We start from the raw sequence: 18421 nt of genomic DNA on the forward strand, positions 1-18421 counted from the left end.
AACTCTTCGACCGGTAACGACTCTGGCACAGCGGACTCAGGCACGTAAGGGATTTGGCAACACCCGATGTGGTGGTGCTGTTGTCATATGCCAGTGTCCTTAGGTGAAAGGGCGACCGTCCGTACTCCGAGGCCGACGGGGCGGGGGTTGCGCCTGGTGATCCGGGCCGCCACGCCGCGCTCCGGCACGCGCCCGTCGGCATGGACACCCGACGGTGGCACGGCTTCCACGCGAACGGAACATGGCGCGAAGGTGCTGGTCCTCCGGCTTGTTCGCCACACCCGGCGCATTCTGCGGGCTTTCGGTGGAGGCCGGAGTCCTCGGTCGTCGCGCTCAGTACGCTGGTGTCCGAAAATCGCGGGTGGAGCCCCAACTCTCGTACAGAGGCGGGGTGTTGGGGGGGAAGCGCATGGACATGGCCCACGACGTGCTCCGCATACTGCTCACCGGTGAACCGGGGCTCGGCCGGGACGCCGCACGGCCCGAGCACCCGCTCGTCGCGAGCGCCCGGGCCCTCGTGGCGGGCGAGCCCCGGCGGGCCCTGCGCCGCCTCGCGGGCGTGCGCGAGCCGGGCGCCGTCGACGACATGGCCGCGGCGCTGCGGATGGCGGCCCACGCCCTCGACCTGAACTGGTACCCCGGCGACGGGGGCGCCGTCCTCGCCGAGGGCGACGCCGAACGCCTGGCCGCGGGGGCGCCCCGGACGCCCGCCCCGGAGGCCGCCCTGGTGGAGTTCTGGGCCGCCCGCTTCCTGCCCCGGCTCCTCTCGGCCCGCGACACCGTGGAGAACGCCCGCACCAGCGGCGACCACTGGGCCATCGCCCACGTGTTGCGCGACACGGAACGCCAGGCGAACGACGTGCCGGGGACGGATGCCGCGCTGGTGCGCTGGGTGCGGGCGCACGTCCACCTCGCCGCCGCCGACGTGGCCCGCCGCGCGGGACGCGACGCCGACGTCCTGGCCGCCCTCGACCGGTGCCGGCACGACGCACACGGCGACCCCTGGGTGCTCGCCCGGGTCTACCTCCTCCAGGGCGACGCGGCCCTGACGCCGTGCTCCCACCCCGACCTCCTGGGCCTGCGCCTCGGCCCGGCGCATGCGGAGCGACCGGGCAGCGCCCCCGAGGACGTACGCGTCGACCCTGCCATGGCCCGAGCCCACTACGAGGCGGCCGACGCCCTCTACGCGCGCCTGCCCGCCCCGCGCGGCCGCGCCCGCGTCGCCCTGCGCCTGGTCCACCTGCCCCGCACGCGCGGCGACGGGCCCGACCGCGTGCGGGCGGGCGAGCGCGCCGCCGCACTGGCCGAACAGTCGGGCGCGGGCGCGCTGACCGCGCTCGCCACCACGCACCACCTGCTCGACCGCCTCGCCGACGGCCACGACGCCGACCGCCGCGACCTCGACGAACTCGCGCGCTGGTGCCGCGACGACGGCAGCGTCAGCTACCTCAAGGGCCTGGTCCGCCTGCTGCTCGCACGGGCCGCCGCCTGGCAGCGGGACGGCCTGACCCTGGCCGCCCTGCGCTGCCTGCGGGCCGCCCGCTTCGTCACCGCCCGGATCACCGCCCCGCCGGAGGCGGACCTCACCGACCGCGCGTACGTCGACCTCGTCGACCGGCTCAACTTCCGCCAGGCATCGACCGTGCTCCTCGCCGCCGACACCGCGCACGCCACGGCCGCGCTGCGCGAACGGGGCGCCGACGAGCGGAGCTGGCTGCGCGCCGCCGAACTCGCCCTGGCGCTCGACCGGGCCGTGGAGGCGCTCGCCGACCCCGACCTGAAGGGCGTCGCCCAGGCGCGGCTCGGCGAGGTGGCCGCCACGGCCGAACGGCTCGCCGGATCCTGGCCGCCCGCGCGAGAGGCCATCGACATCGTGCGCGAGAGCCTGCGGCGCGCCCCCGCCCAACTGCTGCGCCACCGGGGCCGCAGGGCGCTGGAGGCCGGTTTCCGCGACGAGGCGCACGCAGTGCTCCGCGCCGCGCTGGACCGGGCGGGGGACGACGCGCTGCTGCGGACCGTCCTCCTGTACGAACTCGGCCGACGCCAGCAGGCCCATGCCCTCGCCTCCCGCCTCTTCCGGCGCGGCGGCCTGCACCCCGATCACGCCGTCAGCCTCTTCCTGCGCCTCGGTGACCCGCACACCGCCCGCCACGCCCTGGCCGTCCTCGACGAGACGTCCTGGTGCGGCGACCCGGAGCGCCCCTGGGAGGACCTGGCGCGCCGTGCCGAGCTCGCCGAGGCCTTCGGCGACCACAGCGCCGCCGCCCGGATGAGCGAGGACGCGGTGGCCCGCTTCGAACGCTGGTCGGACCAGCTCGTCCGGGACGTCCTGCGCACCTCCATGACCGACGACGTGAACGTCGCGGCGATGTACCACATCGCGGCCCGCGCCCACCTCGGCCGGGCCGACGAAGCCCTCGACACGGCCGACCAGCACCCCGAAGAGCCCCACGACACCGTCGACCCGGACGCCGAACGCGCCCTCGCCTTCGAACTCTCCGACCGCTGCCGCGGCATCGCCGTCGACGTGCTGCGCACCCTCGACGACCTGCCGCAGGGGCCACCGCTGGACGCGGCCCGCCGCTGGCTGCGCGCCGGTTCGGCGTGGGCGGCCGCCTATGAGGGGCTCGTGGACAGCGTGACCGGCGACGTCGCGCACACCCCGTCCTCCGCGCGCCTGCGCGCCACCGTGCTCGCCGCCGAGGACGAGCTGGAGGCCGCCGAGACCCACGTGGCCACGCACGCGCCGGGGCTGCTGCGCGGGCGTGCCGACGGCGAACGGCGCGTCCGCGGCACCCGCCTGGACGCGGTGCGCGCCGCCCTGCCCGACGACGCGCTGCTCCTGATGTACGAGACGTTCGACGACGACCTGGTGACCTGGGCGGTCGACCGGCACGGCGCCCGCCACACCCGCAGGACCGTGCACCACCGCGATCTCGCCTGCGCCGTACGGAGATTCCACTCCGCGTGCGCGAGCGGCCACCACGACACCGCGGACGCGGGCGCCCTCGCGCGGCTGCTCCTCGACCCCGTCGCGGACGCCGTGCGCAGCCGTCGCCGCCTGTACGTGGTGCCGCACCGGGCACTCACCCTCGTGCCGTTCGCCGTCCTGCCCCTCGGCGACGTGCCGCTGGGGGAGCGGTGCGTGATCTCCCAGCTGCCCTCGGCCTCCCTCGTCACCCGGCCCGGCGGCGGCCGGCCCCCGCGCCGCGACGCGCCCGCGCTACTCGTCGGCGACCCCGCCCACGCACCCGGACGCGGGCTCGCCCGACTGCCCGGAACGGCGACCGAAGTGCGGGCCATCGCCCGGCTCCTCGGCACCGAACCGCTGCTCGGCGACGCCGCGACGGCCGCCGCCGTCACCGCGTCCGCCCCCGGCCGCGCCGTCCTGCACCTGGCCACCCACGGCGTGCTGCACGAGCGCGGCCCGCACCGCAGCCACGTCGCGCTCGCCGGACACGACCGGCTGACCGTCGGGGACGTCACCGGCCTCGACCTGACCGCCGACCTCGTCGTGCTCTCGGCCTGCCACACCGGACGCGGCACGGCCACCGCGGGAGGCGACGTCATCGGCCTGGTCCGCGCAGCCGTCACGGCGGGCGCGCGGCACGCGATCGTGTCGCTGTGGCCCGTCGACGACGCCTCCGGAGCCGTCCTCATGACGTACTTCTACGAAGCGCTGCTCGCCCGCCCCGGCACACCGGTGGCCGACGCGCTCACCACCGCGCAGCGCCGCCTGCGTGCCCTGGACGCCGACGGGCGCGCCACGGCGTACGAGCGCCTGCGCGAGCTGACCGGCGGCGGCGCCGCGGCCGCGTGCGCACGCGACGGCCGCCCGCCCACGGCCCTCACCCGGCACACGTCCCCACTGCCCTACCACTGGGCTCCGTTCGTCCACATCGGCGCCTGACACGTGCCGCGGACGCGGGGGTGACCGGGGTGGTCCGCCGTGCCATCCTGGCGGCTACGGCGCGCGTCACGGGGGGCTGCGATGCGTCAACGGGCACTGCTCATCGGCTGTCGCACCGGAGTGCTGCGCGGCGTGGACGCCGATGTCGCGCTGATGGCGGACACCCTCGCACCCCTCGGCTTCGAGGTGACCCGGGCCACCGGGCGACGCGCGACCCGGCGCGGCCTCATCGAGGCCTATCGCGCGCTCGTCGACGCCACCGAGGCCGGGGACGCCGCCGTCGTCTACTACTCGGGCCACGGCGGCCAGGCGCGCGCCCCTCGCCCCGCACCGACTGCCTCCGGACGACCCGACCGCCTCCAGTACCTGTGCCCCACCGACATCGACGAGCCCGGCCCGCACGGCGCGTTCCGGGGCCTGTTCGCCGACGAGCTGAGCCTGCTCCAGGACGAGCTGAGCGCCCGCACCGCGAACGTCACGACCATCATCGACAGCTGCCACTCCGCCCGCATGGCCCGCACCGCCCGACAGGTCCCCAAGGCCCGTACGGACGGCCGCGACTGGGCGGCGGTGTACGGGGCCTGGCGGACGGCCGTGCGGGCCGCCCCGCCCCGCACGGGCCGCGCCGCCGCCGAGTCGAACCCGTCCGTCGTGCGCCTCGTGGCCTGCGAACCCGACGCCAGCGCCTACGAAGTCGAGCTGCCCGGCTTCGACGGCCCGCGCGGCCTGCTCACCGCGAGCCTCGCCCGGCTGCTGCGCGCCCCCGGCGCCGACCGGCTGACCTGGCGCACCCTGATGGGCCTGCTGCGGCCCGCCGTCCTCGACGTCGTCCCCTTCCAGCGGCCGGAGGTCGAAGGGCCCGCGGACCGGCTCCTGTTCGACACCACCGAGCAGCGGGCCACCGGCGTGCTCCCCGTGGGCTCCGACCGGGACGGGGCGTATCTGACCGGTGTGGAGCTGTTCGGCATCGCCGTGGGCGACCAGTACGCGCTGGTGCCCCCGGGCGGCGACCCCGAACGGCCGCTCACCACCGCCGTGGTGGACCGCGCGGAGGCCGGGACGGCACGGCTGCGCCTCCCCATGGCCGACCAGGCACCGGGCATCGGGACGCGGCTGCCCCCGGGCACCGAGGCCCACCCGCTCCACGTCTGCTGGGGCCGCCGCCCCGTCCTCCTGACCCCCGCGGACCACCCCGACCACGCCCGCGTGGCCGCGCGGCTCAACGCCTGCGCCCACCTGCGGACCGCCCGGAGCGACGAGCCCGCCCTGGCCGTCCTCACCCTCACCGCCGACGGGCTGCGCCTGGCCGACGCCGAGGGCGAGCCGCTGCGCACCGCCGCCACCCCCACCACCGACACCGCCCTCGACTCCCTCACCCTGGACCTCCAGCAGCTCGCCCGGGCCGCCCACGTCCGCGCCCTGGCCTCCGGCACGGGCCCGGCCGCGCTGCCCGACGACGTCACCTTCCACTACGCGCTGCTGGGCGCCGACGGCACCCAACAGCCCCTGGACCGCGGCGGCGCCCACGTCCTCCAGGCCTTCCACGTCTTCCACGGCGACGAGATCGTCATCCGCCTTCACAACCGGGCCGCCGAACGCCGCTACGTCTCCGTGTTCGACATCGGTCTGCGCGGGGCCGTCACCCAGCTCACCACCACCGAGCCCGCGGGCGTCGGCCTCGGCGCCGGCGACCACTACGAGCTGTTCCGGCTCCCCGGCAGTCACCGCCTCGCGGGCATCGAGCTGTACTGGCCCGACGGCCTGCCCCGCGGCGCACCGCGCCCCGAGACCCTCGTCGCCGTCGTCACCGACCGCCCGCAGGACCTGACGCGGCTCGCCCAGCGGGGCATCGCCCGGCGCGGGCCCGGCGGTTCGGCCCTCCAACGCCTCGTCGACGACGTCCTCACCGGCGTCCGCGACGCCCGCACACCCGGGACCGCGGAGGCCCCGGTGCGCTACCGCGTCACGCGCTGCGACCTCCTCCTGCACCACGGGCGCCGCCCCGGCCCGCCCGCCCACGACCCGGACGCCGGGAGGTAACCGTGCCCTACCAACAGCGCATCGACCGGCGGCGGCCCGGCTGCTTCCTCTTCCTCGTCGACCAGTCCGGCACCATGCAGCAGACCATCGGCGGCAGCGCGCGGGTGCGCAAGGGCCAGGCCCTCAGCGACACCGTCAACGACGTGCTGTACGCCGTGCTCATCGAGTGCACCAAGGACGTGCGCGAGGAGGAACCCCGGCACTACTTCGACGTCGGCGTCATCGGCTACGGCGGACCCGGCACGGTCGTCCCCGTCGTCGGCGGCGACGGACGCGACCCGCTCGTGCCGAGCGCCCATCTGCCGCGCTACGCGCGCGTGGAGACCCGCGAGAAGCTCCTCCCGGACGGCGAGGGCCGCTACCGCCCGGTCAGCCGCCGCAGCATGGTGTGGCTCGACCCGGTCTGGCACGGCTCGACACCGATGTGCGCGGCGCTCCAGTACACGCACAAGGTGCTCAAGCGCTGGGCGGCCCGGCACCGGGACTCCTTCCCGCCCGTCGTGCTGCACGTGACCGACGGCATGGCCACCGACGGCGACCCGCGCAGGGCCGCGGCCCGGCTGCGCAAGCTGCGCACCGCCGACGGACGCCTGCTCCTGTTCAACCTCCACCTGTCGGCGCGCGGCGAGCAGGCCGTGTACTTCCCGTCCGCGCCCGTCGGCGGCGCGGACCCGGCGACCGCGCTGCTGTACGAGATGTCCAGCGAACTGCCCGCGGGCCTCGTGGAGGAGGCGGGCTACGCCGACCGCATCGCCCCCGGAGCCCGCGGGTTCGTGTACAACGCGGACGTGCCGGAGCTGGTCGACTTCATGCGGATCGGCACCGCCACAACGGGCCGGGTGCGGGCCGGGTGACCGGATCCGGGCCACGGCTCGCGCTCGTCGGCGCCGAGGTGCTCGCCGTGCCCAAGTCGGCCACGGAACCGAGCGAGGACGCCGCCGCCCTCGACCCGGCGCGCGGCCTGATCGCGGTCTCCGACGGCGCGACGCGCGCCCTCGCCTCAGGGCCCTGGGCGCGTTGCCTCGTCCGCCGGTTCGTGGCGCGGCCGCCCGAGGGCTTCGACGCCCCGGCGCTCCGCGGCTGGGTCCGCGCCGCCGCCGAGGAGTGGTCGCAGTGCGTACGCCTGTCGCCGCAGGCGCCTCCGTACCTCTGGGACGCCGTCGAACGCGGCAGCTACGCCACCCTCCTGGGGCTCGTGGCGGAGCCCGCCCCGCCCGGCGCGGACACCCTTCGGTGGAAGGCCGTGGCCGTCGGCGACACCTGCCTGGTCGCCCTGCGCGCCGACGCGCCGACCCTGTCGTTCCCCCTGCACCGCCCCGAGCAGTTCACCTCCGCCCCCGCCCTGCTCCCGACCTCGGCCACGGCCCTGCCGGACGCGGTGACCGCCGCCCGCGTCACCACCGGAGCCGGAGCCGCGGGCGACGACCTCCTCGTCATGACCGACGCCCTGGCCCGCTGGGCCCTGACCGAGACCGCGCACGGCCCGCACGTGTGGCGCTTCCTGCGCCGGTGCGACGCGGCCGACCTCACGGCGAAGGTGCGGGCGCTGTGGCGACGGGGGGAACTGGAGGAGGACGACATCACGTTGGCGCGCTGCCGCGTCGCACGGGTGTGAGACGGGCCCCGGCTTCGGGGGCCATCGGTACGGCGGTCGGCGCGGGGAACGATCGCGCCGGTGGAGGCACTCCTCTCGGGTTTCAGCCCCGCAGGGTGGCGATGGCCTTCTCGATGCGCCGTCGGCGCGTGTCGGGCCTCTTCGCGTTCTCGATGGCGCGTACGTGTTCGCGCTTGCGGCTGTGGGTGAGGTGGTCGTACGCGGCGCGGGCGACGGGGTCGTCGTCCAGGGCCCGGGCGAAGTCAGGGGGCTCGACGACGACGCGCGGCCGGGTGTCGAGCTCCACCTCGACCTCGACCTCCTCGCCGATCGCGACCCCCGCGGCCTGCCGGTTGGCATTGCTGAGGCCGAGCAGGTGGCGGCCGCGCAGGAGGGCGACCCGGCTCTGCCAGGAGTGCCCGTTGACCGTGATCGTCACCGGGGGCCGCGCGCCTCCGCCGAGCGCCGCCACCACCTCGGGCGGGACCTCCAGGCCCCGCATGGGCTCGGGCGGCTCGACGTGGGTCCAAAACTTCATGGTCTTCCTTCTGTCGTTCAGGACGGGGTAGGGGCGTCCGGCGCGGCCGCCTCCCAGGCGAACCCGTCCGGGTCGGTGAAGGCGTCGGCGGTGCCGCCGAGGACGACGCGGTGCGAGCCGGAGCCGTCGACGGGGACGCCGAGGTCCTTGGCCAGGGCACGGCGCTTGTACAGCGCCAGCTTGACGGGGCTCGACTGGCCGGCGGCGAACTCGACGTACTTGCCGCCGACGCTCTTGGCCACGGTCAGGCCCCGCTCGGCGTAGAACTGCTTGGTGGCCTTCACGGACTCGACGCCGAGCAGGAGGACGACCTCGTCGATCGCGCGGGTGTCGGGGCCGGTGTCCTTCTTCGCGGAGGTCGCGATCTTCCAGATCGTCCCGTCCGGGGCCCGGACGACGCCGCTGTAGCCCCACAGCGACTTCGCGGCGGGCTTGAGGACCGTGGCTCCGGCGTCCACGGCGGCGCCGAGGAAGCCGTCGACGGTGGCGGGCCGGGACACCGTGAGCCCCAGGGTGAAGCCGCGGAATCCGGTGGAGTGCGCCTCGGAGGCCCGCAGGCGTATGTACGCGTCCACGCCGAAGGCGCTGGAGAAGCGGCGAGCGGCCTCGACGTCGGCCACCTCAAGGGCGACGGATGCGAGGGACGTGCGGGCCGCGGTGGAAGTGGTGGTCGCCATGACCCTCACGCTAGGGGCCGCGCCCCGGCCGGGGCTTCTCGAATCCTGACCGGTCCGGAGACCTGCTTCGCCACGCACGCAGGCATCCCCTCCACCTCGATCGCCGCCCGCGCGGCACCGGCACCGTCGGCCGTCGCATCCGCCGCCTGGCGCCGGAAGACCCCGGGCGGCATGCCGACCAGCTCGCCGAAGCGGGTGGTGAACGTGCCTAGCGACGCGCAGCCGACCGCGCAGCACACCTCGGTGAAGCTGAGGTCGCCCCGCCGCAGCAGCGCCGTCGCCCGCTCGATGCGACGCGTCATCAGGTACGCGTACGGCGACTCGCCGTAGGCGGCCCGGAACCACCGACTCAGGTGCCCGGGGGACAGGTGCACGGCATGGGCGAGCGCCTCCACGTTCAGTGGCTGCGCGTACTCCCTGTCGATCCGGTCGCGGACGCGGCGCAGCCGCGCGAGATCGTCCAGGCGCTGTGCCTGGACGCGTGCGCGCCGCCATTCGGGCTTACACATGGGAACCCCCCTCGTTCGATGCCCGCACGGCTCAGCGCAGCTCCTGGATCCGGATCAGGTTGCCCGCGGGGTCGCGGAACGCGCAGTCGCGGACGCCGTACGGCTGCTCGGTCGGCTCCTGGACGACCTCGGTGTCACCGGCCTGCACCTTCTCGAACGTGGCGTCGAGGTCCGGGGTGGCCAGCAGGATCCAGCCGTAGGTGCCCTTGGCCATCATCTCGGTGATCGTGCGGCGCTCGTCCTCGGTGATCCCGGGGTCGGCGGCGGGCGGCGCCAGCAGGATCGACGTGCCCGGCTGACCGGCGGGGCCGACCGTGATCCAGCGCATCTTGCCCTGTCCGACGTCGCTGCGGACCTCGAAGCCGAGGACGTCGCGGTAAAAGGCGAGCGACGAGTCCGGGTCGTCGTGCGGAAGGGAAGCCGTATGAATGGTGATGTCCATGGCGAGCAGGCTAGACGCAGCTCCCCGAGCGCGCTTCTCGATTCGTGATCGATCGGTCACCGGCGCAGGGCGGACACCAGTTCCTCCGGAGTGCCCGCCTGGCCGGGGGCGCGCTCGCAGTCGGTGGCGAGGCGGGCGGCCAGGGCCGCCACGCGGGGATCGGGAGAGCGGGCGAGGCGGTCCCACAGGGGAGTGCCGCGCGGGCGGGCGAAGTCGGCGGCGCGGAAGATCAGGTTCTCCTGGGTGTGCAGCTTCCACAGGCCCGGGTCCGCGGCCACGGCCAGCGTCGACAGGAAGATGACGGAGGCGGGGAAGGCGTCCAGGCGCACACCGCGCAGCTCGCCGTCCTCCTTGGGGTGGCGGTAGTCGGGGTGACCGGCGTCGGCACGCGGCCACTCCTGCCCGACCGGCACCCACACCCCGTCCAGGTCGACCAGCTGGAGCCGCAGCTCGTCGTCCACCAGGACGTTGCCGTGCTGGAGGTCGCCGTGGCCGATGCCGGCGCGGTCCAACTGGCGCAGCGCCACCCGCCAGTTGGCCGCCAGGTGCCGCAGGGCGCGCGGCTCGCGCAGACGCCGGGACAGCGCGATGTCGAGGGTGTCCCCGGGCACCCACGGCATCAGGACCACCGGCCACCAGCCGGCGCCCACGCGGATGCCCCGCTCCAGCCAGGTCGCCGGGGTCAGCGCGGGGCAGGCGCGGCCCTGGAGGTAGCGGCTCAGCGCGTCGTAGCGCAGGGCGCCCGCGGCGGGCGGCCGCGTCATGCAGCGCACCGCGCAGGCGCCGCGCGGCCCGAGCAGCCGGAACACCACCGCGCTCCGCCCGGAGCTGGTGCGCGGCATGCCGAGCCGGTTGAGGTCGAGGACGCCCCCGGCCAGCTCCGGTTCCGCGAACGCCGCGGCCGGGTCCTGGACCGCCTCCGCGTACTCGGTCTTCGTCGGCCAGCGCGCGGGGCGGCCCGGCACGGGGCTCATGCCGCGCCTCCTGCGGGCCCGCCGTTCCTGCCGTGCGCCCCCTCGGGACCACCGCGCCGCAGTCGCCTCATGCCCGGTACACCGCCCGGCCCGGCAGCTCGCGGCCGTCGACGTGCGCCCACAGCCTCAGCCCGGCGAGCACCTGGCCCTTGCGTCCGCCCGCGTCCAGGGGGATGTCGTTGCCCCCGGTGCGGCGGCGGGCCTCGCGATAGGTCGGGGCGAGCACCTGCACGGCGACGTCCGCGCCGCTGTCCCGCACCCGGCGCCGCAGTTCGAGCACGGCCCGCTGGGACGCCTCGGCGACCCGCGCCCACCAGCTGCCGGGCGCGGCGGGCGGCAGATGGAGGATCGAGCACAGCGCCTCGTCCACCGCGAGGGCGGCCCGCAGCTCCGCCGGCGAGCCCGGCGGCTGCCGGGCCAGGCGCCCGAGCCGCTGGGCGAGCTCCAGACGGTAGGCCGCGCGGTGCTCGGCTTCGGACAGCGGCGCCACGCCCCGCCGCGTCACGCTCTCCAGGCAGTGGTGCAACTGGACGTCCAGGCAGGCCAGATCGGTCACCCAGCCCGCGAGGACGACGCAGGCGGCGAGCGGCGACCGCAGCTCACCGGCGGCCCGGGGAGCGCTGTGGTCGCCGTCCGCGGCGGCCACCGCCCAGTCCGCGAGGGACCCCGTCGCGCCGAGACGCACGCCGGTGACCCCCGCCCGGGGCAGGGGCGGCAGGAGGACCTCGACGCCGTCGAGCGCCCGCCACTCGTCCCACTGCTCCGCGGTCGCGTCCCGCGCCGCCACCGCCAACTGGTCCGCCCGCGCGCGCCACCGCGTCGCGTACGCGCCCGGCAGGCGCAGCAGGGTCAGCTGGAACCACCGCCACAGCGCGGCCGTGTCGGCGTCCCCGGGCACGGCCAGCGGGCCGAGGAAGGTGGCGCTCTCCTGGCTCCGCGTCAACTCCGCGGCCAGGGCGGCCAGCTCGGGGTCGACGGCCGGGGAGGGCCGCACGACCGGCTCCGGGGGCACCGAGGCGACCGGCTCCCGCGTGACCGGCACGGGTGTGCCCATCGGCGGGGTGCTCTCGTCGGACTCCGCGGCTTCGGCGGAGGCGCCCGTGGCTTCGGCGGAGGCCCACATGGCTTCAGTGGAGGCGCCCATGCCTTCCGCGGCTTCGTCGGATGCGGGGGCCCGCCCCGGAGACGAGCCGACGGCTCCCTCCGCCGCCAGCGCCGCCGTCACCTCCGCGAGCGCGGCCCGGCACTCCCGCGCGCCCGTGTCGTCGGGCAGCGCCTCCAGGGCCACGCCCAACGCGGCCTGCAGGCCCGCCAGATGGGCCCGCGCCAGCGCCGCCAGATGCGAATCGGGCAGTCGGCTGAGCCTGCGCAGCGCGTCCACGGCGGTCAGTGCCCGCCGTTGAACGGGTCGCGCTCGGCGATGTACGAGGCCTTCGTGTCGCTCATGTCCACCCGGAACACCGAACCCGGCGCGCCCCACATCCCGGCGAGCGAGTCGGCCCTCCAGTACGGCACCGGCGCCCGGTGCACCCGCAGCCGCCCCTGCTCGTCGAGCGTCGCCACGTACGGGACCCCTTCCTCGGCCTCCACCGCTTCCGTGCCGTACGCCTCCTCCGTGCCGCTCCGCTCGGGCACCGGCACGACGCCGAGCAGGTCCCACTTCCGGTCGGGCTCGCCGGGGTAGCGCAGGTAGAACGACCAGCCGTCGTACGGGGGCGGGCCGAGCGGGCCGCTCGTCATGCCCCGCGTCGCCCGCGTGCCCGGACCCGCGTCCGGCACCCGGAACACCTGGTCGAAGCGCGGTGCCTCGGCCCCCGCCGCGCCGGGGCGGCGCGGGTCCTGCGGCAGGCTGAACACGACCACGCCCTTGTCCGGACGGTCCCCGGCCACGCGGTTGTCGGCGACGATCTCGACCGGCACCCACTGGCCTCCGGCGCCGCCGAGGTCGATCTGGACCGGGGCCGGTCCGTCCACCTCGTACTGCGGCGCGCCGCGCGCCAGGTGCACGGCCAGGTCGAGGTCGGCGTTCACCTCCACCTGGAACGTCGCCTCGCGGGTCCACTCCGCCATGTTCAGGCGGAAACCGGGCTCCTCCAGGCGCACCCAGGCGTCCGGGTCGAAGGCGCCCCACTCCTTCCAGCCGGTGCCGATGTTGCGGTGGATGCGCAGGCTCGCGGGCAGGCTCTGCCACTTGCTGCGCACGGCCCAGGCGCCGCCGGGGCCGATGGGGCTCAGTCGCGCGCCGACCTGGAGCAGGGCGTGCGTGGGGTCGTTGGCCGCCAGCTGGTACGTCGGCCCGAAGTCGCACGGCAGGTAGTAGCTGAGGTTGTCCACCTCGATGCGCAGCACGTAGCGGCCGCGGCCGAGGACGCCCCGGGCGTTGCGCACGGTGTGGGCGAAGCGGCGGACGTGGTGGCCCCAGCAGGCCCCGATGGACGTCGCCTTCTTGCCGTACTCCTCCTCCACGGCGATGCCCGCGGGGTTCCAGCGGACCTCCCTCTCCTGCCGCAGCCGCCGCTCCAAGGTGTGGCGCACCAGCGGCATCCGGCTGCTCTTGCCGGTGAGGAAGATCCGGTCGAGCTCGGTGGCCGTCACGATGTTCTTCGTGAGGGCGACCACGAGATCCATGATCTCCTTGAGGTCCGGCGCGAGGAGCCCCGCGAACGTCGCGGCGTCGAGCACCGGCACCCACGCCCCGCCCGGCTCGCCGTGCGCGCCCGCCGCCCCGAGCCGCCCCAGGAGCACCTCCAGCGTCTCCGGCAGCGGCTGGTACGCGGCCTCGCCCGCGCCGAGCCGGAACTTGGCGTCCTCGGCGAGCTCCCACAGCAGCCAGAACGTCTGCTCCGCGTCCTCCCGGGAGACCGTCACCACCGTCTCGGCGCTCCACCGCGTCGGCACCACGCGGTCCACCAGGTCCGCCGGATAGCCCTCCATCTCGGGGTCGCGGTCGAGCAGGGTGCGCGGCACATAGCGGCCGTCCACGGCGTACGGGCCCTTCAGCGAGCCCACGACGTGCTCGAAGCGCTCCGGCCGGCTGGTGAGGAGATGGTCGGCGAAGGCCGCCTTGTACCAGCGGAAGAGCCGCAGCGTCATCAGGTCGCCGCCCAGCTGGAGGTGCCCGGTGGAGCCGAGCAGCGTGGGCGTGAGGACGTACAGGCGGCCGGTGAACCGGGGGTCCTGACCGGGTACCGGGTCGGGCGTCGCGTCCTTGAGCCGCAGATTGATCAGGGCGAGGTCCGTGGTGCCCCCGCCGATGTCGATGACCAGGACGTTCTGCTGCCAGGCCCGGTCCGTGCCGGGCAGCGGACGGCAGCGCGCCCGGAACGCCTCGACTCCGGCCACGAAGTCGCCGCCGAAGTCCCGCATGATGAAGAACAGCGCGGCCGCCACCGCCTCGTCGAACTGGGTGTCCACCAGCGTGACGCCGAGCCCGTCGCCCGCGCCGCCCGCCCCCGCCCCGACCAGCTCGCGCAGCCTGCGGCGCACCGCGGGCGGCGCCACCGTCGGATACGTCATGACGACGTGGTCGAGCCTGCCCTGGTGGAACTCCTTGGGGTTGGCGGCGAGGTATTCGTCGGTCTGGTCGAGCAGATAGCGCAGCCCCTCGCGGATCAGGTCGTCGGCCGTGAAGGGCTCCAGGCCCGGCATCACGTGGTCGCGGCCCAGGTACTGCTTGACACCCCGGTGCGACTGGGCCCCGCCCATGGGCAGGCCCCCCACCGGGATCCGCTCCGGTCCCATGCGCACCCGCAGCTCCGGATCGGTGGCGACGACCTCGATACGGCTGGCCAGTTCCGTGGTGCCCGACTGGTCGAGGTCCACGGGGAACAGCCTGAGCACGTCGAGCGGCAGCACGTCGAAGGCCCGGTGGTAGCACTGGTGCAGGAGCGGTGTCGCCGCCCGGCGCAGCCGCTCGTCCCGGGAAGCGACCCGCAGTTCGAGCGCGGTGTACAGAGCGTGCACCCAGCCGTCGCCGCCGTGGCCGCTCTCCAGGGCGTCGGCGAGCGCCTGGCCGCCGTCCGCCCCGGGGCGCGGAGCGTCGCCGTCCGTGAGGTACTGCCGCGCCACGTCGGTGAGCAGCTCGCGCCACTGTGCCCGCTCGCCGCCGCACGCGTCCGGATCGGCGAGCAGCTCCCTCAACTCCTCGCGCAGCCGCGCCTCCTGGTGCCGTGACATGGCGCGTACGTCCAGCTGGCGCATGTCGTGGACGGTGACCGTGGAGTTCGTGGTGCCGAAGTCCACCGCCGCGAAGCCGAAGTGGCGCACGGCGCCCTCCGGGACCCGGCGGGCACCGGGGCCGCCGGGCGCGGGGGCGGGCGGCACGCTCGGGGAAGGCCCGGGTGCCGCGTGCGCGGGGTCGCCTTCGGGCGCGGCTCCGGCCGGGGTCCGCGACCACAGGGTGGCGTCGTACCACTGCCCGGAACCGGAGGCCTGCGCCGGAGCGGCCTGGGAGACCGGTGGGGCCGGAGGGACGGGCGGGGACATGGCCATGTCCAGCCGGAGCGTGGTGGCGAGCTCGGTGGTGGCGTGGATGGTGCCGACGGGACGCCCGGTGACCGGATTGATCTCGTGGTGAGTGAAGCGGACGACCAGCGGCAGCGCGGTCACGCCCGGCGGCCCGGCCAGCGCCACGGGACCGCGTGCCCGTACGGTCGTCGGCGCCTGGACGACCCGGCCTTCGACGGCGCGGAACGCCCCGTCGAGCGCGGCGGCGTCCAGCGCCGGAAGGCCGGGGTCCGTGTGCAGCACCTCGGCCTTGCTGACGACGACACCGCCGCCGGTCGGCCGCAGCTCCACGTCGGGCAGCTGGACGGCCGACAGCGGTCCGAGCAGGGTGAATCCGCCGCCGCGGGCGTCCGCCACACAGGACGGCCCCGAGGCTACGAAGCGGGCGTGCAGTCCCATGGCGTCTCCGTGGGTCAGGCCTTGCGCGTGGCGTCGGGCGGTGTGGCGGGGCTCTTCACTGTGGACACTCGTGCGCCCTGGGTCGCCCCGGAGTGGGGTGACGGCCGGGGCAGAGGCATCGCTTCCAGGCGCGCGGCCAGATCGAGGGGCGCGGTGCCCTGGGCCGCGCCGTCGGCCCGCAGCCCGGACAGGAGCAGCTCGGGCGTGTCCGTGGCGTTCACGAAGCGCTCGCCCTGCGCCAGGGCCTTGCCCGCCTGCCGCGCGAACTCCGCCTGGTGGGCGGCCAGATGGCCGTGCACCAGATCCACGAGCGCGGCCACCAGCTCGCGCCGCATCCGGACGACGTGCGCGACGTGGCGCTCCAGCTGGTCACGGTCCTCGGGCTGGTCCGGATGCCAGGGGAAGCAGCGGTCGAGGCGCAGCGGGAAGCCGGCGTCGACGTCCGCCGGATCCGGTTGCGGGGGCACCGTCTGCCGCAGTTCGGCGCGGTACCACTCAGGGTTGGTCGTCGCGATCAGCGCGCCGAGCCGGTCCCGGCGCGGCGGCGGCAGCCCGCCGCGCCGCTGCTCCTCGGCGGTGATCTCGATCCAGCCGCGGCGCAGCTCCTCCAACACCCCGGCGTGGTCGTCGAGCCGCTCCTCGTACGCGGCCCGGATCCGGTCGTGGACGAGGGCCAGGAGCGCCTCGTGGGACGCGCGGAACGCCACCAGCAGCTCCTCGGGACCATCCGGAATGCCTGGCACCGGATCGCTCTCCGCGGCGGGCTCCTGGGTGAAAAGACCGAGGAGGGCCAGCTCGTCCTGGATGTGCTGGGCGAAGTCCGCGTCGCCCTCGGTGGCGTGCGGCACCACGACCAGGTGCCGCTCCCGGTCCACCGCGGCGAACAGCTCCTTCCACTGCGGCCACGCGGCGACCGCCATGGCCGCCTCGTCGACCAGGTACCGGCGCAGCGCGTCGTCGCCGCGCGCCCCGTCCGTGGCCCGTTCCAGGACCAGCACCTCGCGCAGCGCGGCCAGCGCCTGCCGCGTGGCGTGCAGGGTCCGCTGGATCTCCTGGTACGCGGGCGGGTACTCCACCCCCGGGTGCGCCGACCGCTCCGCGGTGATCAGCGCGAGCCGGGCCCGGTCCACCGCTGCGGCCCGGCGGCGCACCGCGCTGGCCTTGAGGGTGCCGCTGTGCTCCCGGGCGTGCCCGATGAGTTCACCGCGGAGCAGCCGCAGCCCGCCGTCGTGGGCGTACTCCCGCAACGCCCGGATCAGCCGGCTGCCCGGGGCGTCGGCTTCGAGCCGGTCGGCGACGCGCGCCCACAGGCCCGTCAGCGCCGGTTGCCCGGCGCCGCCGTCGGCCTCGCGCACGCGGGCGCGCGCCCCACCCGCCCCCTCGCCGCCGAGGACGCCGGAGGCGCGCAGCGCGGCGAGGCCCACCATGGGCGAGACCAGGATGAGCTGCTTGTGCTGCCCGGCGGGCAGCAGCGACTGCGCGGCCTCAACAATGGTGTCGAGCATCGCGGTGTCCGGCTGGCCGCGCAGCCGTCGCTCCGTCAGCCGCTCGGGCGAGTCCAGGAGCGCGGCCCGCAGCCCGGCCGGGTCGTCGACCGGCAGCTGGTCGAAGCGCCCGCCCGCGACCAGGATGCTCTCGCGCAGCTCCTCGTCCGACCTGCGCTCGCGCCCGTCCGCCGTGGGCTCGCGCAGCATGTCGAAGAAGTCCTGCTCACTGCCCACGGGCCCGCGCTGGGCGTTCATCAGGACCAGCACGGTGTGGATGTCCCGCAGCTCGCGGCGGCTCAGGAACCGGTCCCGCTCACCCGACATCTGGCTGTTCAGACCGGGGAAGTCGAGGAGCGTGAGCGCGCCGACGTCCGCCAGGTCCCACACGGCCCGCGGCACCCGCACCCGCAGCTCGATCTTCCTGATCAGCGGTACGCACGCGGCGAGCACGTCGTCCGGGATCCGGCCGCCCCGCGCCACCGTGTCGCGCCGGTCCCAGCCGCCGCCCGGGTCCGCCGGCGCGTCAGGAAGCGACATGGCCCGCTTGGCCTGCGCGTCGGACAGGTCGTAGCGCCGCCCGAGCAGCGGCGCGCCCTCTTCGTACGCGGCGTGCAGCCGCAGGGTCTCCGCGGCCACCGCGGTCATCTTGGAGCCTTGCGCGGAACGGCCGTGGCGATGGCACCAGTCGACCAGCGGCTGCCACCCCTCGGCTCCCGGCCGTGCCGCGCGCAGCGCGTCGAGCTCCCGCTCGCCCAGGCCTTCCAGGCCTGCCAGCTCCCCGATCCTGCGGTGCAGATGCGCCATCAGCTCGGCCGTCTCGGGCGCCGTGCAGTACACGACCGAGCGTTCCTGGAGGGTCGGCCCCGGCTCGTCGTCGCACTGGTCGATGCGGATGGCCGTCACGTTGCCCGTGGTCGGCACATGGCTCACCGAGAGGAGACCCGGCATCCCGAGCAGCGCCTCGATCAGCAGCGACTTGCCCGCGCTGAACTCGCCGACGATCCCGATCGACAGCGGATCGCGCGCCTCGCCCAGCAGATGGGCGACGGCCGAGCGGAACTCCGCCCGCCGGGAAGTGAGGGCGCCCTCGTCCCTCTCGTGCGCCGGAGCCCGCTCCAGTGCCTCGAGCATGCCGACCGCCCACTGGGCGTACGTGTCCGTGCTGGCGCCCATGACAGCGGACCTCCCCCCTGCGCCGCCCCACGCGTGATGCCGCAGGCCCCCTGGGTACCGTGACGAACCCGCCGTGGTCGGCGCTCAGGGCAATGTCCCGCGAAACGCCCCCGTTGGGCAACAGGATGTGCCAATTTCCCTGAATTCGCACGGAGTTGTACTCAGCGGGGCA

Annotated in this window: 12 protein-coding genes; 4 read left to right on the plus strand and 8 right to left on the minus strand. The window is 75.6% G+C overall.

Translation table 11 applies throughout. The annotated features are described in order from the left end of the window. Positions 1–409 precede the first annotated feature (409 nt). The 4 genes from MQV74_RS38870 (at position 410) to MQV74_RS38885 (ending at position 7565) form a co-directional block, all read left to right on the plus strand. Positions 410–3910, plus strand: coding sequence for a CHAT domain-containing protein (locus tag MQV74_RS38870; RefSeq protein ID WP_242728206.1), 3501 nt, complete (start codon positions 410–412; stop codon positions 3908–3910). 81 nt (positions 3911–3991) lie between these two features. Continuing rightward, entirely contained in the window at positions 3992–5950 is a 1959-nt protein-coding gene (locus tag MQV74_RS38875; protein WP_242728207.1) for a caspase family protein, read from the plus strand. A 2-nt stretch (positions 5951–5952) separates the two neighbouring features. After that, positions 5953–6804, plus strand: a complete 852-nt coding sequence (locus MQV74_RS41265; RefSeq protein WP_242728208.1) for a vWA domain-containing protein — start codon at positions 5953–5955, stop codon at positions 6802–6804. Next, entirely contained in the window at positions 6801–7565 is a 765-nt protein-coding gene (locus tag MQV74_RS38885; protein ID WP_242728209.1) for a protein phosphatase 2C domain-containing protein, read from the plus strand. Before MQV74_RS41265 ends, MQV74_RS38885 begins: the two co-directional genes overlap by 4 nt. 82 nt (positions 7566–7647) lie before the next feature. Here the strand turns inward: MQV74_RS38885 and MQV74_RS38890 are convergent, their stop codons facing one another. The 8 genes from MQV74_RS38890 to MQV74_RS38925 all read right to left on the minus strand — a co-directional run bounded on the left by MQV74_RS38890 (position 7648) and on the right by MQV74_RS38925 (position 18249). After that, complete coding sequence (locus MQV74_RS38890) at positions 7648–8082, minus strand: YdeI/OmpD-associated family protein (RefSeq protein WP_242728210.1); 435 nt, start codon at positions 8080–8082, stop codon at positions 7648–7650. A 17-nt stretch (positions 8083–8099) separates the two neighbouring features. Continuing rightward, a complete protein-coding gene (locus MQV74_RS38895; RefSeq protein ID WP_242728211.1) occupies positions 8100–8759 on the minus strand; it encodes a glyoxalase in 660 nt (219 codons plus the stop codon). A gap of 5 nt (positions 8760–8764) precedes the next feature. Continuing rightward, on the minus strand, positions 8765–9268 hold the full coding sequence (locus tag MQV74_RS38900) for a helix-turn-helix transcriptional regulator (RefSeq protein ID WP_242728212.1): 504 nt from the start codon (positions 9266–9268) through the stop codon (positions 8765–8767). Positions 9269–9299: 31 nt separating this feature from the next. Continuing rightward, positions 9300–9710, minus strand: coding sequence for a VOC family protein (locus MQV74_RS38905; RefSeq protein ID WP_242728213.1), 411 nt, complete (start codon positions 9708–9710; stop codon positions 9300–9302). A 56-nt stretch (positions 9711–9766) separates the two neighbouring features. Then, positions 9767–10684: a hypothetical protein gene (locus MQV74_RS38910; RefSeq protein WP_242728214.1), complete on the minus strand. Its 918-nt coding sequence runs from the start codon at positions 10682–10684 to the stop codon at positions 9767–9769. A gap of 67 nt (positions 10685–10751) precedes the next feature. Next, positions 10752–12065, minus strand: coding sequence for a hypothetical protein (locus MQV74_RS38915; protein ID WP_242728215.1), 1314 nt, complete (start codon positions 12063–12065; stop codon positions 10752–10754). A 5-nt stretch (positions 12066–12070) separates the two neighbouring features. Continuing rightward, on the minus strand, positions 12071–15589 hold the full coding sequence (locus tag MQV74_RS38920; protein ID WP_242728216.1) for a hypothetical protein: 3519 nt from the start codon (positions 15587–15589) through the stop codon (positions 12071–12073). A gap of 14 nt (positions 15590–15603) precedes the next feature. Next, entirely contained in the window at positions 15604–18249 is a 2646-nt protein-coding gene (locus MQV74_RS38925; protein ID WP_242728217.1) for a dynamin family protein, read from the minus strand. Between the last annotated feature and the right edge of the window lie 172 nt (positions 18250–18421).

The organism is Streptomyces sp. AN091965, from assembly GCF_022698285.1.
In the GTDB taxonomy this organism is placed as follows: domain Bacteria; phylum Actinomycetota; class Actinomycetes; order Streptomycetales; family Streptomycetaceae; genus Streptomyces.

Excerpts from the sequence above, each read along its gene's own strand:
- MQV74_RS38870 (WP_242728206.1), top strand. The coding sequence starts at position 410 with ATGGACATGGCCCACGACGTGCTCCGCATACTGCTCACCGGTGAACCG.
- MQV74_RS38875 (WP_242728207.1), top strand. The coding sequence starts at position 3,992 with ATGCGTCAACGGGCACTGCTCATCGGCTGTCGCACCGGAGTGCTGCGC.
- MQV74_RS38890 (WP_242728210.1), bottom strand. The coding sequence starts at position 8,082 with ATGAAGTTTTGGACCCACGTCGAGCCGCCCGAGCCCATGCGGGGCCTG.
- MQV74_RS38895 (WP_242728211.1), bottom strand. The coding sequence starts at position 8,759 with ATGGCGACCACCACTTCCACCGCGGCCCGCACGTCCCTCGCATCCGTC.
- MQV74_RS38900 (WP_242728212.1), bottom strand. The coding sequence starts at position 9,268 with ATGTGTAAGCCCGAATGGCGGCGCGCACGCGTCCAGGCACAGCGCCTG.
- MQV74_RS38905 (WP_242728213.1), bottom strand. The coding sequence starts at position 9,710 with ATGGACATCACCATTCATACGGCTTCCCTTCCGCACGACGACCCGGAC.
- MQV74_RS38910 (WP_242728214.1), bottom strand. The coding sequence starts at position 10,684 with ATGAGCCCCGTGCCGGGCCGCCCCGCGCGCTGGCCGACGAAGACCGAG.
- MQV74_RS38920 (WP_242728216.1), bottom strand. The coding sequence starts at position 15,589 with ATGGGACTGCACGCCCGCTTCGTAGCCTCGGGGCCGTCCTGTGTGGCG.
- MQV74_RS38925 (WP_242728217.1), bottom strand. The coding sequence starts at position 18,249 with ATGGGCGCCAGCACGGACACGTACGCCCAGTGGGCGGTCGGCATGCTC.